The sequence below is a fragment of the Sinorhizobium americanum genome (genome assembly GCF_001651855.1).
GTDB classification, from domain to species: domain Bacteria; phylum Pseudomonadota; class Alphaproteobacteria; order Rhizobiales; family Rhizobiaceae; genus Sinorhizobium; species Sinorhizobium americanum.
The window spans coordinates 347,283-360,298 of sequence record NZ_LNQC01000049.1 but is presented as its reverse complement, the minus strand read 5'-3'; the positions used below and the strand labels follow the sequence as shown (position 1 = coordinate 360,298).

The following is a 13,016-nucleotide window of genomic DNA, read 5'->3' as shown; positions in this document are numbered from 1 at the left end:
GGGCTGGGATTTCGCCCTACCGGGTCTAACGTCTGGCTTTTGGAAATGATCCGAAATCGATGCGATCTAAATTAGGCGGCACCTCGCATGATTTGCCGGCCGATCGACCGCCCCGCCGCATCGAAACGGTGGATTTGTCCGGCATCCGGCGAGATCCGCACCGTCTCCCCGGGCTGATGCCGGGAGGTGCCGTTCTCTCGCACGATCACCGGTTCGCCGGCGCCGATGTCGAGATAGATATAGCTGTCCGACCCAAGCATTTCGGAGTGGACGACGGTTCCGGCCCATGGCGCGTCCTCGCCGGCGATCTCCAGGTGCTCGGCCCGAATGCCGATCGTATTCGCCTGGTAGAGCTCGGCGAAGGGTCCCGAGAGGAAGTTCATCTTCGGCGAGCCTATGAAGCCGGCGACGAAAACCGAATTCGGGTTCTCATAAAGCTCGAGCGGCGTGCCGATCTGCTCGACGCGCCCGTCGCGAAGCACGCAGATGCGATCGGCGAGCGTCATCGCCTCGACCTGGTCGTGGGTGACATAGATCATCGTCGTCTTATGCATGCTGCGGTGAAGCTTGGCGATCTCGATGCGGGTCGCGACGCGCAGCGCCGCATCAAGGTTGGAAAGCGGCTCATCGAACAGGAAAACCTTCGGATCGCGCACGATCGCTCGGCCGATCGCGACGCGCTGCCGCTGACCGCCCGAGAGCTGGCGCGGCAGGCGTTCGAGATAGGGGGAGAGCTGCAGCATTTCCGCTGCCGCTTCGACCCGCTTGCGGCATTGCTCCTTGTCCTTGCCGGCAAGCTGCATCCCGAAGGCCATGTTTTCAAAGACGGTCATGTGCGGATAGAGCGCATAGGACTGGAAGACCATGGCGATGCCGCGTTTCGACGGGACCAGATGATTGACGACGTTCCCGTCGAAGGCGAGCGTGCCGGAGGTGATCTCTTCCAGACCGGCGATCAATCTTAGTAGGGTCGATTTTCCGCAGCCGGAAGGGCCCACGAAAACCATGAACTCGCCCGCCCTTATGTCCATGCTGACGCCCTTGATCACCTCATAGGCGCCGAAGGACTTGCGAATGTCGCGCAATTGCAGCTCTGCCATCTCTTTCTCCCTAAATTACGCGGGATGCGGGCGGAAAACCGCGCACACTTTCCTCATCCCGCGCTAGCCTTTGACGCCGCCGGCCGTCAGGCCGGAAATGATCCGCCGCTGGAAGATCAGCACCAGCACCACGAGGGGTACCGTGACGATCACCGATGCGGCCATGATGTTGCCCCAGGGGATTTCGAAGTTGCTGCTGCCCGAAAGCAGCGCGATCGCCACCGGCACGGTGCGTTGCACGTCCGACGAGGTAAAGGTCAGCGCGAACAGGAATTCGTTCCAGGCGGCGATGAAGGCGAGCAGGCCGGTGGTGACCAAGGCCGGCCACATCAACGGCATGAACACCCGCGTGATGATCACCCAGGGCGAGGCACCGTCGACGATCGCCGCCTCCTCGATCTCCACCGGCAGGTCGCGCATGAAGGTGGTCAGCACCCAGACGGTGAAGGGCAGCGTGAAGATCATATAGGAAAAGATCAGCGCCAGCGGCGTGTTGAAGATACCGATTCCGCGGATGAGCTCGAAGAGACCGGCAAGGACGGCAATCTGCGGGAACATCGACACCGACAGAATGGTCAACAGCAGCAGCGACCGGCCGCGGAAGCGCACCCGGCCGAGCGCGTAGGCGGCGGTGACCGCGAACAGCAGCGAGATGGCGACGACCAGCGTTGCCACCAGCAGCGAGTTTCCGAGGTTGCGGAGGAAGCTGCCGCTCGAGACGACGCTCGTGTAGTTGGCGGGCGAGAGTTCGCTCGGCCAGTAGTCGACGCGGAACAGGGCGGTGCCGGATTTGAGGCTCGTCAGGATCGCGTAATAGAAGGGAAAGACCGCAATCAGGATGATCGTGGCGACGAGCAGGTAAAAAGCGGTGCGCTTTGCGAGCGTGGCGGCCATCAGCGTTCCCCTCCATCGAAATTGACGCGCCCGAACCACATGTAGAGGACGGTGATCGAGGCGATGATCAAAAACAGCATCGTCGAGGCGGCCGCCCCATAGGCGAATTTGTCGAAATCGAAGAGGTTCTCGCGGGCGAGCACCGACATCGTCTTCGTCTGCGCATTGTTGGGCGTCAACACGTAGATCAGGTCGAAAATGCGCAGCGCGTCGAGCATGCGGAAGATCACCGCCACCATCAGCGCCGGTCGGATAAGCGGCAGCGTCACCCGCCAGAACACCCGGAACGGATGAACCCCGTCGATCTTCGCCGCCTCGTAGATGTCGACCGGCACCATCTGCAGGCCGGCAAGGATCAAGAGCGCCATGAACGGCGTTGTCTTCCAGACGTCGACGATCAGCACGGCGACCATCGCCGTGTCGGGGCTGGCGGTCCAGGCGATCTTCTGGCTGATCAGCCCGAGCCCGAGCAGGATCTCGTTCAGAATGCCGAACTGGTCGTTGAGCATCCAGGCCCACATCTTGGCCGAAACGATCGTCGGGATCGCCCAGGGGATGAGGATCGCCGCCCTGACCAGGCCGCGGCCGGGGAAATGGGCGTTCAGCACCAGCGCCACGACGAGACCCAGCGCCGTCTCGATGCTGACCGAGACGACGGTGAATTTGAGCGTGTTCCAGACGGCGTTCCACCAGGCCGGATCGGCGAGTAGGCCCTTGTAGATGGTGCGGCCGCTCTTCAGCGTGATCCAGGAAAGATAGTTCTGCAGGCCGACGAACTCGGCGCCGGAAAGGTTGGTCAGCGACGCATTGGTAAAGCTGAAATAGATGGTTCTGACGAGCGGCCAACCGGCGACCAGCGCCAGCACCAGAAGGGTCGGCGCCAGAAACACCCAGGCGGAGCGGACGCGCTGGGCCTTGAGGTCCGAATTGATATGTTTCGCATGCGCAAGCGCGGCCGGCGGGTCCGCAACAGTGAGGTCGGTCATCGATTTGGCTCCCCTTTGCCGTTCGGCTTTCGCCAGCATTTTGCAGTCAGGTGAAATCACCTGACGTCGCACAAATGCGGCAAAACAGGCAGATAGAGCGGTGGCGCGAACGTATGTGAGCGCATGTCGCTCGAGGTTTTTGAGGGGGATGGCGGCCGGAGTGGCCGCCATCCCCGGCGACGGCTGCAAGGCGGGGAGAGAGGTACAGAGTTTTACAGTGCCTCCCCGCCCCGGGGAGGTTTACCAGCTGTCGCCCTTTAGATCGGTCAGCTCGACTTCCAGCAGTTCGAGGTTCTCCGCCGCGGTGCCGTCGCCGGAGAGCGTGTTATGGACGGCACTCCAGAGCTTCGAGGAGACCTCGTTGTACTTGACCTTGGTCACGGCGGAGGGACGCGGCACGGCGTTCTGGAAGATCGGCTTCCAGTTTGGCATGAAGGGCTGCGCGGCGGCGACTTCCGCATCGTCGTAAAGGGCGGCGATCGTCGGCAGCTGCGACAGTTGCAGGGCCCGCGCTTTTTGCACTTCCTTCGACGAGAGGAACTTGACCAGCTCGATCGCTGCTTCCTGCTCATCGGAGTATTTCGACACCGCGAGGTTCCAGCCGCCGAGCGTCGAGGAGGGTTTTTCGCCATCGGTCGCGGTCGGCAGCGGCATCACCTCGAACTTGCCTTTGACGGCGCTGTCATCGCCATTGCCGAGCGCATAGGCATAGGGCCAGTTGCGCATGAACACGGCATTGCCGGTCTGCCAGACGCCGCGCGATTCTTCCTCCTGATAGGCAAGCACGCCCTCAGGCGAAATCGTACCGATCCATTCCTTGGCGCGCTCGATCGCCGCGGCCGCCTTCTCGTTGTTGACGGAAATCGTCCCGTCGGGCTCGACGATCTGGCCGCCGCCGGAGGACTTGATCCATTCGAGCGCATTGCAGGTCAGCCCCTCATAGGCGTTGCCCTGGAAGACGAAGCCCCAGATATCCGCCTTTCCGGCGGCACGTTCCTTCTCCTGGATCTCCTTGGCGGTCGACGCCAGCTCATCCCAGGTCTTCGGCGGCGCCTTGCCGTATTTCTCCAGCAGGTCCTTGCGGTAATAGAGCGCCGGCGCGTCGGTGAAGATCGGCAGCGCCACGAGCTTGCCGTTGACGGTCTGCGACTGGATGATCGAGGGGAAGTGTTCGTCGGCCACGTCCTTGGCCGCCTCGGTCAGGTCGAGGAACTGGTCGGCGAGCTGTGGCGCCCAGATGACGTCCGTCTGGTAGACGTCGACATCCTTGTTCCCGGCGGCCAGCCACAGCCGGTACTGGCTGAATTGCTCGCTGCTCGACGGCGGCATCGTAACGAGACTGACCTTGTGGCCGGTCTTCTTCTCGAAGGCGTCGAGCTGCTCGCGCATGAAATTCACGTTCTTGCCGGTGGTGTTGGCCGCGAGCGAGAGCTCGGCGGCGGCGGCAAGATCGGCGGCGCCGAGTGCGGCGCAGAAAGTCAAGGTCCTCAGAAGCAGTGTCATGGTCGATGGCTCCTCCAAATCCCCCACCGCTCGAAAGCTCCTCAGCAAATTCGAAAACGGTTTGGCTGGAAAAAGCTGTCAGAAGACCGGATTATTGTCAATACGTCGCTGCATGTGGCGATATTCGCCAGATGCAGGGCAGCTTAACTCTGTTGTTTCAGGGATTTACGCTGTTTACAACTTCTCTTTGAAAGTTCCATCCCCGAAAATGATCGGGCGGGCAATTACGCGGAAATTTAAAACGATTTGGTTGACTGCCCCGCCACCGGGGAGGCAAGTTCGAGGTGCGTCGATCGGTTGTCCCTGGTGCCAAAGGCGTATATTCCTCATCGAGGCAACGGGGTTAAGGGAATAGATAGGCCGCATGAAGCTCAAGGAGTTCGCCCGCCAACTGGGGCTTTCGCCGACGACGGTCAGCCGCGCGCTCAGCGGCTATCCGGAAGTCAGCGAGAAGACCCGCAAACGCGTCGCGGAAGAGGCCGTGCGGCTCGGCTATCGCCCCAATATCAACGCGGTGCGCCTCGTCACCGGTCGCGCCGGCGCAATCGGCGTGGTCATGGGCCGGACCGGCGAATTCCACTTCGCCGAATATATGAGCGGCATGGCCGAGCGGCTCGACGGTGAGGACATCGATATCCTCGTCAGCCCGACGGCGGATCGCGACTCCACCGACGAAGTATCGCTTTACAGCAGGCTGGCGACCAGCGGCCGGGTCGATGCGGTGATCGTCCATTCGCCGAAGCCGAACGACGAGCGCATTGCCCTGCTGCACGAGCTCGGCTTCCCGTTCCTGGTGCACGGCCGCTCCGAGACCGACGTGCCGCACGCCTGGCTCGACATCGACAACGAGACAGCCATCCGTCGCGCCACCTCGCATCTGATAGACCTCGGCCACAGGCGCATCGCGATGATCAACGGACGGCACGGCCGGACCTTCTCGCTGCATCGAGACAAGGGTTACCGCGACGCGCTGCAGGAACGCGGCATTGCCTTCGATCCCCGGCTCCTCGTCCACGACCACTTCACCGACGAGCTCGGCTTTCGCTATGCCCGGGCCTTCCTCGAACAGGCGCCGCGGCCGACCGCCTTCGTCGCCGGCTCGATGATGACGGCGCTCGGCGTCTATCGGGCGGTCAGGTCGCGCGGCCTCGTCGTCGGCAAGGACATCTCGGTAATCGCTCATGATGACGTGTTTCCCTATCTGACGGCGGAGAACATGGTTCCGTCGCTGTCGGCGACGCGCTCGTCGATGCGCGCGGCCGGGGCGCGGTCGGCGGATCTCGTCCTGCAACTCCTGGGCGGCCGGGCGGCGGAGGAGATCCAAGAGCTCTGGCCGGTCGAACTGATCCTGCGCGAATCAACCGGACCCGCGCCAGCGGAAGCACAGTCTTGAAGCCAGCTGAGCGAAAAGAGGTCGCCATCATCGGCGGCGGTCCGGCCGGCCTGATTGCGGCCGAGCTGCTATCCGCGGCCGGTCTTGCGGTGACGATTTACGAGGCGATGCCGACCGCCGCCCGCAAGTTCCTGCTCGCCGGCAAGTCCGGTCTTAACATCACCCATGCCGAGGACTATCGCCGCTTCACCACCCGCTTCGGCGCCGCCTCCGATCGACTGCGCCCGGCCCTCGACGCCTTCATGCCGGACGACGTGCGGGCCTGGGCGGCAGGGCTCGGCACCGAGACCTTCGTCGGCTCCTCGGACCGCGTCTTTCCAAAGGCGATGAAGGCCTCGCCGCTCTTACGCGCCTGGCTGCGCCGGCTGGAGGCGCAGGGTGTCACGCTCCTGACGCACCATCGCTGGCTGGGCTTTGCCGAAGACGGTTATCTCCTCGAGACGCCGGAGGGGCAGAAGATCGTCCAGCCGGACGCGGCCCTGCTGGCGCTCGGCGGTGCAAGCTGGCCGCGGCTCGGCTCCGACGCCGCCTGGGTGCCTTGGCTGAGCGAAAGAGGCGTGGACATCCGCCCGTTTCGCCCCGCCAATTGCGGCTTCGACGTCGCCTGGAGCGCGGCGTTTTTCGAACGCTTTGCCGGCGAACCCTTGAAATCCGTGATCGCCTCGTCCGAGGCCGGCGCCTTTCAGGGTGAATTCGTGGTGAGCCGCCACGGCGTCGAAGGCAGCCTCATCTACCCCCACGCGGCGGCTCTCCGCGATCGGCTTGAACGGGATGGTAAGGTTTTTCTTACGCTCGATCTCGCGCCGGGCCGAAGCCTGGACCGCCTGACGCGCGACCTCGCTCGCCAAGACGGCAAGGCAAGCTTTTCCAATCGCCTCAGAAAGGCCGCCGGGCTCGAAGGCGTCAAGGCGGCGCTCTTGCGCGAACTCATGCCGGAGGCCCCCAAGGCCGACCCGGCGCGGCTAGCGGCCGCGATCAAGGCCCTGCCCATCCCGCTCCTCCGGCCGCGGCCGATCGCCGAGGCGATTTCCGCGGCGGGCGGCATCGGTCTCGATCAGATCGACGACCACTACATGCTGAAGGCGCTTCCCGGCCTGTTCGCCGCCGGCGAGATGCTCGACTGGGAGGCGCCGACCGGCGGCTATCTGCTGACCGCCTGCCTTGCGACCGGACGCGCCGCGGCGCGCGGCATCGAGGGGTGGCTGGCACGCGGCTAGTGCAAGGCCCGATCCGGCTGAAGCGTTGCGGCGGTCGGAGGTACCCCCCTCTGCCCTGCCGGGCATCTCCCCCACAGGTGGGGAGATCGGCTCGAAGCGCCGCTCTGCCCCACGCCAGCGTGCGTTGCCGAAAGCACCTTTAAAGCCCATGCATTGGATACTCGGTGGGGGGACGTTGCCACTTGCCAATCTCCACCCTTGTGGGGAGATGCCCGGCAAGGCAAAGGGGGGTGTCAAACGCTCCCGACTGACGCCGTTTCCATCCGATCGGGTTCCGCTCCAAGCCCAGCCGGCCCATGATCCGTAAGCCCATCTGACCTTCATTCATGAATTTCATTCACAGGCGTTTCGACAGGCCCGCGCCTTATCGGAGCGGCGCGCCGCCTGCATATTGCACTGCGAAAGACCATCACCTCAACGCCTCTTCAAGCCTCCTTCCCTTTCCGAACGGAGGCGGAAACGGACTTGCCATGCCTTTAGCCATCTTCGCCCTGACGATCGCGGCCTACGCGATCGGCACCACCGAATTCGTCATCGTCGGCCTGCTGCCGACGGTCGCGGCCGACCTCGCAATCACCCTGCCGCTCGCCGGCCTGATCGTCAGCGTCTATGCGCTCGGCGTCACCTTCGGCGCACCCATCCTCACCGCGCTTACCGGCCGGATCGAGCGCAAGCCGCTGCTCCTCGGCCTGATGGCGCTGTTCATCGCCGGCAATACGGCCGCCGCACTTTCGCCGAGCTATGAAATGCTGCTCGCCGCCCGGGTGCTTTCGGCCTTCGCGCATGGCGTGTTCTTCTCGGTCGGCTCGACGATTGCCGCCGATCTCGTGGCGGAAAACCGCCGCGCCTCGGCGATCGCCATGATGTTCATGGGGTTGACCGTGGCGATCGTCACCGGCGTGCCGATCGGCACCCATATCGGTCAGATCTTCGGCTGGCGCACCACTTTCTGGGCGGTTGTGGCGCTCGGCGTCATCGCCTTTCTCGCCGTGGCGGCGCTGTTGCCGAGGACGCTTTCCAGGACCGCCCCGGCAAGGCTCGTCGATCAGCTCCGCGTGCTTTCCTCCGGCCGCCTGCTGATCGTCTTCGCCATGACCGCGCTCGGTTATGGCGGCACCTTCGTCGCTTTCACTTATCTGGCGCCGATCCTTGAGCAGATCACCGGCTTCTCGGCCGAAAGCGTCAGCCTGATCCTGGTGCTCTACGGCGTCGCCATCGCCGTCGGCAACATCGCCGGAGGTCGGGTCGCCAATGCCAATCCGGTGAAGGCGCTTGCCGGCCTCTTTCTCCTCCAGGCTTTGGTGCTCCTCACCTTCTCCTTCACGGCGACTTCGCCGGTGCCGACGCTCGTTACGCTGGCTGCGCTCGGCTTCCTCTCCTTCGCCAATGTTCCGGGGCTGCAGCTCTATGTCGTCCAGCTGGCCAAGGAGCACCGCCCCGGCGCCGTGGAGGTCGCCTCGGCGCTCAACATCGCCGCCTTCAACCTCGGCATCGCCCTCGGCGCCTGGCTCGGCGGGCGGGTGGTCGATTCCGCCCTCGGGCTTGGCGCAACGCCCTGGGTCGGTGCCGTACTCGTATCCGTCGCCTTGCTGCTGACGCTTTGGAGCGGGGCACTGGATCGGCGTTCTACCGCCGCCCCGCAGGCCGCTTGAGCCTTACCGTCAGAACGCCGGTGGGCCGAACGAAATGGACGGCCCACCGGCAAACTTCCCTCTCCCGCGCCCTTCAGTCGTCGATGCGGAAGCCGACCTTCATCACCACCTGATAGTGGGCGACTTCGCCATTGACGATCTGTCCACGAACCTGATCCACCTCGAACCAGTCGAGGTTCCGCATGGTTTTAGAAGCCCGCGAAATCGCCGTTTCGATGGCTTCGTCGATCGAGTTCGGGGAACTTCCGATCAGTTCGACTTTCTTGTAGACGTGTCCGCTCACCGTATCCTCCTCAAGGGGGTTTTCCGTTCTTGCATCTTGGCATGGTCGTGCGGAGCGGCCTGCGTCGCCGCTACCTTGACGATCATGCCCCCGTTGTGCCCCGGCCGCCAGCAAAAGCTCGTAACCTCCGGTCGACCGGTCCGGCAAACGCACCGGCAAGACGAAAATCAATTCACCCCGGCGGCCGCGCAGGCTATAGCGATCGGCGATCGATGCATTCCTGGAGCTCGCCATGGCCGACACCGTCACCGACCGTTTCCTGCGCTACGTCGTCATCGATACCCAGTCGGACCCGAAGTCGCCGGCGCAGCCCTCCACCGAAAAACAGAAAACGCTCGGCCGCCTGCTGGTCGAGGAATTGCTGGAGATCGGGCTTGCCGACGCCCATCTCGACGAGCACGGCTATGTCTACGCGACCATTCCGTCCAACGTCGACAAGGCGGTGCCGGTGATCTGCTTCTGCTCGCACATGGATACGGCGCCGGATTTCACTGGCACGAACGTCAAGCCGCAGATCGTCCAAAACTATGCCGGCGGCGATATCAGGCTTCCGGGCGATCCGCAGCAGGTGATCCGCGTCATCAACAATCCGACGCTCGCCGACCAGATCGGCAATGACATCATCACCACCGACGGCACGACGCTGCTCGGCGCTGACGACAAGGCCGGCCTCGCCGAGATCGTCACCGCCGCCCAGCAGCTCATCGACAATCCGGACATCCGCCACGGAACGATCAAGCTGCTGTTCACGACCGACGAGGAGATCGGCCGCGGCGTCGACAAGGTCAACCTTGAAACACTCGGTGCCGAGTTCGCCTATACGGTCGACGGCGAGACCGCCGGCCATATCGAGGACGAGACCTTTTCGGCCGACAGCGTCGACATCACCATCCACGGCGTCGCCATCCATCCGGGCTTCGCCAAGGGTAAAATGGAAAACGCCATCAAGATCGCGTCGGCGATCGTCGCGGGGCTGCCGAAGGACATGGCGCCGGAGACGACTGCCGGCCGCGAGGGCTTCGTCCATCCGACCGGGCTCACCGGCTCGATGGAAAGGGCAACCTTGAGCTTCATCGTCCGGGACTTCGAAGAGGCCGGCCTCGCCGCCAAGGAAGCGATGCTCGACCAGCTGGTCCGGCGCGTCCTCGAGGACTATCCGGGCTCCGGCTATAGCTTCGAGGTCAAGGAGCAATATCGCAACATGAAGACGATCCTCGACCGCCACCCGGAGATCGTCGAGCATGCGCTGGAAGCGATCCGCCGCGCCGGCATGACCCCGGTGCGCGGCAGCATCCGCGGCGGCACGGACGGATCGCGCCTGTCCTTCATGGGCCTGCCTTCCGCCAACCTCTTCGCCGGCGGCCACGCCTTCCACTCGCCGCTCGAATGGGTGAGCCGCCAGGACATGGAACGGGCGGTAAAGACGATCGTCGAACTGGCGAAGGTCTGGGCGGAGCGGAGCTAGCGCATATTGACGCCGGGTGGAATCACGCGGCGTCTGCAGGCGCGATCAGTTCACAACAGGCGCGGCCGCTTCGCCCCAGCTGGAAAAGGGCTGGCCGGCCTTGGTCGTCACCCGCATGTCGTAGAGCTCACGCGAGGCCTGCAGCTGCCGCATGTCGTTGCAGCCGTTGATGATGCCGCCGATATATTGCACGCAGTCGCTGGCGCGGCCCTGAACCGAACCTGTCGCCCAGTCCTTGACGATGCCGTCGGTGCCGACCAGGAAGTAGGAAAGCCGATTGTTCTGCGAAAGCGTGGAGCTGCCGACCAGGCCGGCGAAATTCGTGCCCGTCTGGGTCTCGGCGCTGGGCGCCATATGCCGGTAGATCGTCATGCCGTCCGCAAGCCGCGTCTCACCGATCAGGGGCCCGAAGGTCGCATCCGAGCCGGAAAGCCGCGCCATTGGCGATTGGCCGAGATTGGCGATTCGGCATAAGGCTTGCCGAGCGCATAGCTGGTGAAAGAGCGGTTGGCGGCTTTCTCCGCCTTCTCCGCTACCTGAGCGCACCCCGCCAAAGCGATGGCGAGACCAATCGAAAGAACTGCAGGGAAGCGCATGCAGACCCCTTGCCGGGAGCCGTACGCTTCGAAAGCCCAAAGCCTGCCGATGGCAGTGCGTTCCGCCGCCTGTCCCTCCAACCCGCCCTCTTCCTAGCGGATTCTCGGGCGTTACGAGAGCGGGCCTTTGTTAGCCGGACGATGCGTTGAAAACCGCCAACTGAGCGGCGAAAGCCCGCTTGTATGCGCGCCGCGCCTCGCCGCGGGCGACATAGGCGGAGAGGTTCGGGTATTCCTCCAGTATTCCCGATCCTTTCAACCTGAGCAGCACCGTCACCATCAAGAGGTCACCGGCGCTGAACCCACCGTCGAGCCAGTCGGCCTCGCCAAGGTGCCTGGAAAGGTCGCCTAGCCGCTTGCGGATGCTGTCCTCGAGGAGACGCAGGCGCCCCTCGTACCAAGGCTCGTCGCGCTCGAGGATCGTGGCGAGGGCACGGTCGAAGATCGGCGGCTCGACCGTGTTGAGCGCGGCGAACATCCAGGCGATCGCGCGCGCCCGGGCGTTCGCGCCATCCGGCAGCAGGCCGGCATGGCGCTCGGCGATATGGAACACGATCGCCCCCGACTCGAACAAAGCGAGGTCGCTTTCTTCATAGGTCGGAATCTGCCCGAAAGGCTGAAGCGCGCGATGCGCGGGTTCCTTCATCGCCTTGAACGAAAGCAGCCGTACCTCGTAAGGTTCGCCCACTTCCTCGAGCGCCCAGCGAACGCGCATGTCACGCGCCAGACCCTTGCCGCGATCGGGCGAGCGTTCAAAGGCGGTAATGGTGATGGCCATTGTTGTTCTCCATAGCTTGTCCGTCTTGAAGACGATTGGCTAAACGAGATTCCGACATTGCATGCTCGAGATCGTGCTGGTTGGAGTACGCAGGCTTTTGGAGTTTGCGCTCATTAAGTCGAATGTCGGCGTTCGGCCCTATGCGTCACCTGCGCGCCCGCTCGCCTCTGTTGAAGTTGCCTACGGTGGACACGGAGGAGTGGGGGACACGTAATGTCTGATCTGCTGCTCTCGAGATCACAGTCGCTTGGCCATCCAAAGGTGCGGCTGGCCCTCGTCCTCGCAGTCAACATCGCTGATCTGCGTATAGCCCTGCTTGGCGTACAGATCGTGCGCATATTCCTGGGCATGCAACTTCACCAGTTTGGCGCCGGCCTCGCGCGCGGCCTCGTCGCTCGCGGCAATGATCACACTCGCCAAACCCCGGCGGCGAAACGCCGGCATCACGGCTACGCGGCCCAGCAGGTACTTCTCCCCTGCCGTCACGCCCTCGTCGAACATGCATGTGGGCGACTGAGGACTCTCAGGCGCAAGTGCGCGCTCCAGTAGCTCGGGGAACAGGCGTGAGCACCCGGCCAGCTCGCCATCGATATAAAGCGTCACGTGTACGCAGGAAGGGTGGTCGTCGATGCCGTCGAACTCATTCTCATAGCCCTGCTCGTCTATAAAGACAGTGCGCCGCACCGCAAAGGCGTCGTCGCGCACGTTGGTCTTGATCTGCGGAGACATGAAGGCCCCTCTATCCGTCGGTTCGCTTGCGCACCATTATATCGGCAGGCAAACCATGTCACCCATATCTCCTGATTGTATTGTTTCGGTGCGCCTAGTCACTTCGTGGTTCATCCGCTGTTGGCGCATCGCGGTCGAGGGGTTTTCCGTCTCCTGTCGGCCCGAAGCGGACCTCGGCCCTTTGGATGCTGAGGTTGCCGTGGTGGGAAGGAGACCTGTCGAGTGTTTCGATGGCGAGTATGTTTTTATGTGTGTCGGCCCTTTTCGCAATTGTCAATCCGAGCAAATATCTAGATAGGTTAGCCACTCGTCTAAAGAGAGTCGCATTTTGAAGCTCAATATCTACAGATCGTGTTTGATGATTTGTCTCGCAGCAGTCGTGTATTACTGGAACATTGCGGCTATCTTCATTATCGCCTG

Annotated in this window: 12 protein-coding genes; 4 read left to right on the top strand and 8 right to left on the bottom strand. The window is 63.4% G+C overall.

Features of this window, described 5'->3' with window-relative positions:
* Positions 1-71: 71 nt before the first annotated feature.
* From ATC00_RS12565 to ATC00_RS12550, 4 genes are all read right to left on the bottom strand, one after another.
* Complete coding sequence (locus ATC00_RS12565) at positions 72-1,100, bottom strand: ABC transporter ATP-binding protein (RefSeq protein ID WP_064253005.1); 1,029 nt, start codon at positions 1,098-1,100, stop codon at positions 72-74.
* A gap of 63 nt (positions 1,101-1,163) precedes the next feature.
* Positions 1,164-1,994, bottom strand: coding sequence for a carbohydrate ABC transporter permease (locus ATC00_RS12560; protein WP_064253004.1), 831 nt, complete (start codon positions 1,992-1,994; stop codon positions 1,164-1,166).
* Entirely contained in the window at positions 1,994-2,980 is a 987-nt protein-coding gene (locus ATC00_RS12555) for a carbohydrate ABC transporter permease (protein WP_064253074.1), read from the bottom strand. Before ATC00_RS12555 ends, ATC00_RS12560 begins: the two co-directional genes overlap by 1 nt.
* 240 nt (positions 2,981-3,220) lie before the next feature.
* On the bottom strand, positions 3,221-4,483 hold the full coding sequence (locus ATC00_RS12550; RefSeq protein ID WP_064253003.1) for an ABC transporter substrate-binding protein: 1,263 nt from the start codon (positions 4,481-4,483) through the stop codon (positions 3,221-3,223).
* Positions 4,484-4,847: 364 nt separating this feature from the next.
* Here ATC00_RS12550 and ATC00_RS12545 point away from each other — a divergent pair, with 364 nt between their 5' ends.
* From ATC00_RS12545 to ATC00_RS12530, 3 genes are all read left to right on the top strand, one after another.
* Positions 4,848-5,876 (top strand): substrate-binding domain-containing protein, encoded by a 1,029-nt coding sequence (locus ATC00_RS12545; protein WP_064253002.1) that lies wholly within the window; start codon positions 4,848-4,850, stop codon positions 5,874-5,876.
* Positions 5,873-7,093 (top strand): TIGR03862 family flavoprotein, encoded by a 1,221-nt coding sequence (locus tag ATC00_RS12540; RefSeq protein ID WP_064253001.1) that lies wholly within the window; start codon positions 5,873-5,875, stop codon positions 7,091-7,093. Before ATC00_RS12545 ends, ATC00_RS12540 begins: the two co-directional genes overlap by 4 nt.
* Positions 7,094-7,563: 470 nt before the next feature.
* Positions 7,564-8,745 (top strand): MFS transporter, encoded by a 1,182-nt coding sequence (locus tag ATC00_RS12530; RefSeq protein WP_064252999.1) that lies wholly within the window; start codon positions 7,564-7,566, stop codon positions 8,743-8,745.
* A gap of 73 nt (positions 8,746-8,818) precedes the next feature.
* On the opposite strand, the gene ATC00_RS12525 is transcribed toward ATC00_RS12530, so the two are convergent.
* Positions 8,819-9,028: a dodecin gene (locus ATC00_RS12525; RefSeq protein ID WP_037421425.1), complete on the bottom strand. Its 210-nt coding sequence runs from the start codon at positions 9,026-9,028 to the stop codon at positions 8,819-8,821.
* 232 nt (positions 9,029-9,260) lie between these two features.
* Between ATC00_RS12525 and pepT the strand changes: the two genes are divergently transcribed.
* Positions 9,261-10,493, top strand: a complete 1,233-nt coding sequence (gene pepT, locus ATC00_RS12520; protein WP_064252998.1) for a peptidase T — start codon at positions 9,261-9,263, stop codon at positions 10,491-10,493.
* 45 nt (positions 10,494-10,538) lie between these two features.
* Here pepT and ATC00_RS12515 read toward each other — a convergent pair whose 3' ends face one another.
* The 3 genes from ATC00_RS12515 to ATC00_RS12505 all read right to left on the bottom strand — a co-directional run bounded on the left by ATC00_RS12515 (position 10,539) and on the right by ATC00_RS12505 (position 12,596).
* Positions 10,539-10,934 (bottom strand): hypothetical protein, encoded by a 396-nt coding sequence (locus ATC00_RS12515; protein ID WP_234782284.1) that lies wholly within the window; start codon positions 10,932-10,934, stop codon positions 10,539-10,541.
* Positions 10,935-11,219: 285 nt separating this feature from the next.
* The gene (locus ATC00_RS12510; RefSeq protein WP_064252997.1) at positions 11,220-11,867 is read right to left on the bottom strand and encodes a glutathione S-transferase family protein; all 648 of its coding nucleotides are present in this window, start codon (positions 11,865-11,867) and stop codon (positions 11,220-11,222) included.
* 237 nt (positions 11,868-12,104) lie between these two features.
* The gene (locus ATC00_RS12505; RefSeq protein ID WP_064252996.1) at positions 12,105-12,596 is read right to left on the bottom strand and encodes a GNAT family N-acetyltransferase; all 492 of its coding nucleotides are present in this window, start codon (positions 12,594-12,596) and stop codon (positions 12,105-12,107) included.
* Positions 12,597-13,016: the final 420 nt, after the last annotated feature.

Coding starts and splice junctions, on each gene's coding strand:
- ATC00_RS12510 (WP_064252997.1), bottom strand. CDS start 11,867: ATGGCCATCACCATTACCGCCTTTGAACGCTCGCCCGATCGCGGCAAG.
- ATC00_RS12555 (WP_064253074.1), bottom strand. CDS start 2,980: ATGACCGACCTCACTGTTGCGGACCCGCCGGCCGCGCTTGCGCATGCG.
- pepT (WP_064252998.1), top strand. CDS start 9,261: ATGGCCGACACCGTCACCGACCGTTTCCTGCGCTACGTCGTCATCGAT.
- ATC00_RS12565 (WP_064253005.1), bottom strand. CDS start 1,100: ATGGCAGAGCTGCAATTGCGCGACATTCGCAAGTCCTTCGGCGCCTAT.
- ATC00_RS12550 (WP_064253003.1), bottom strand. CDS start 4,483: ATGACACTGCTTCTGAGGACCTTGACTTTCTGCGCCGCACTCGGCGCC.
- ATC00_RS12515 (WP_234782284.1), bottom strand. CDS start 10,934: ATGGCGCGGCTTTCCGGCTCGGATGCGACCTTCGGGCCCCTGATCGGT.
- ATC00_RS12560 (WP_064253004.1), bottom strand. CDS start 1,994: ATGGCCGCCACGCTCGCAAAGCGCACCGCTTTTTACCTGCTCGTCGCC.
- ATC00_RS12530 (WP_064252999.1), top strand. CDS start 7,564: ATGCCTTTAGCCATCTTCGCCCTGACGATCGCGGCCTACGCGATCGGC.
- ATC00_RS12545 (WP_064253002.1), top strand. CDS start 4,848: ATGAAGCTCAAGGAGTTCGCCCGCCAACTGGGGCTTTCGCCGACGACG.
- ATC00_RS12505 (WP_064252996.1), bottom strand. CDS start 12,596: ATGTCTCCGCAGATCAAGACCAACGTGCGCGACGACGCCTTTGCGGTG.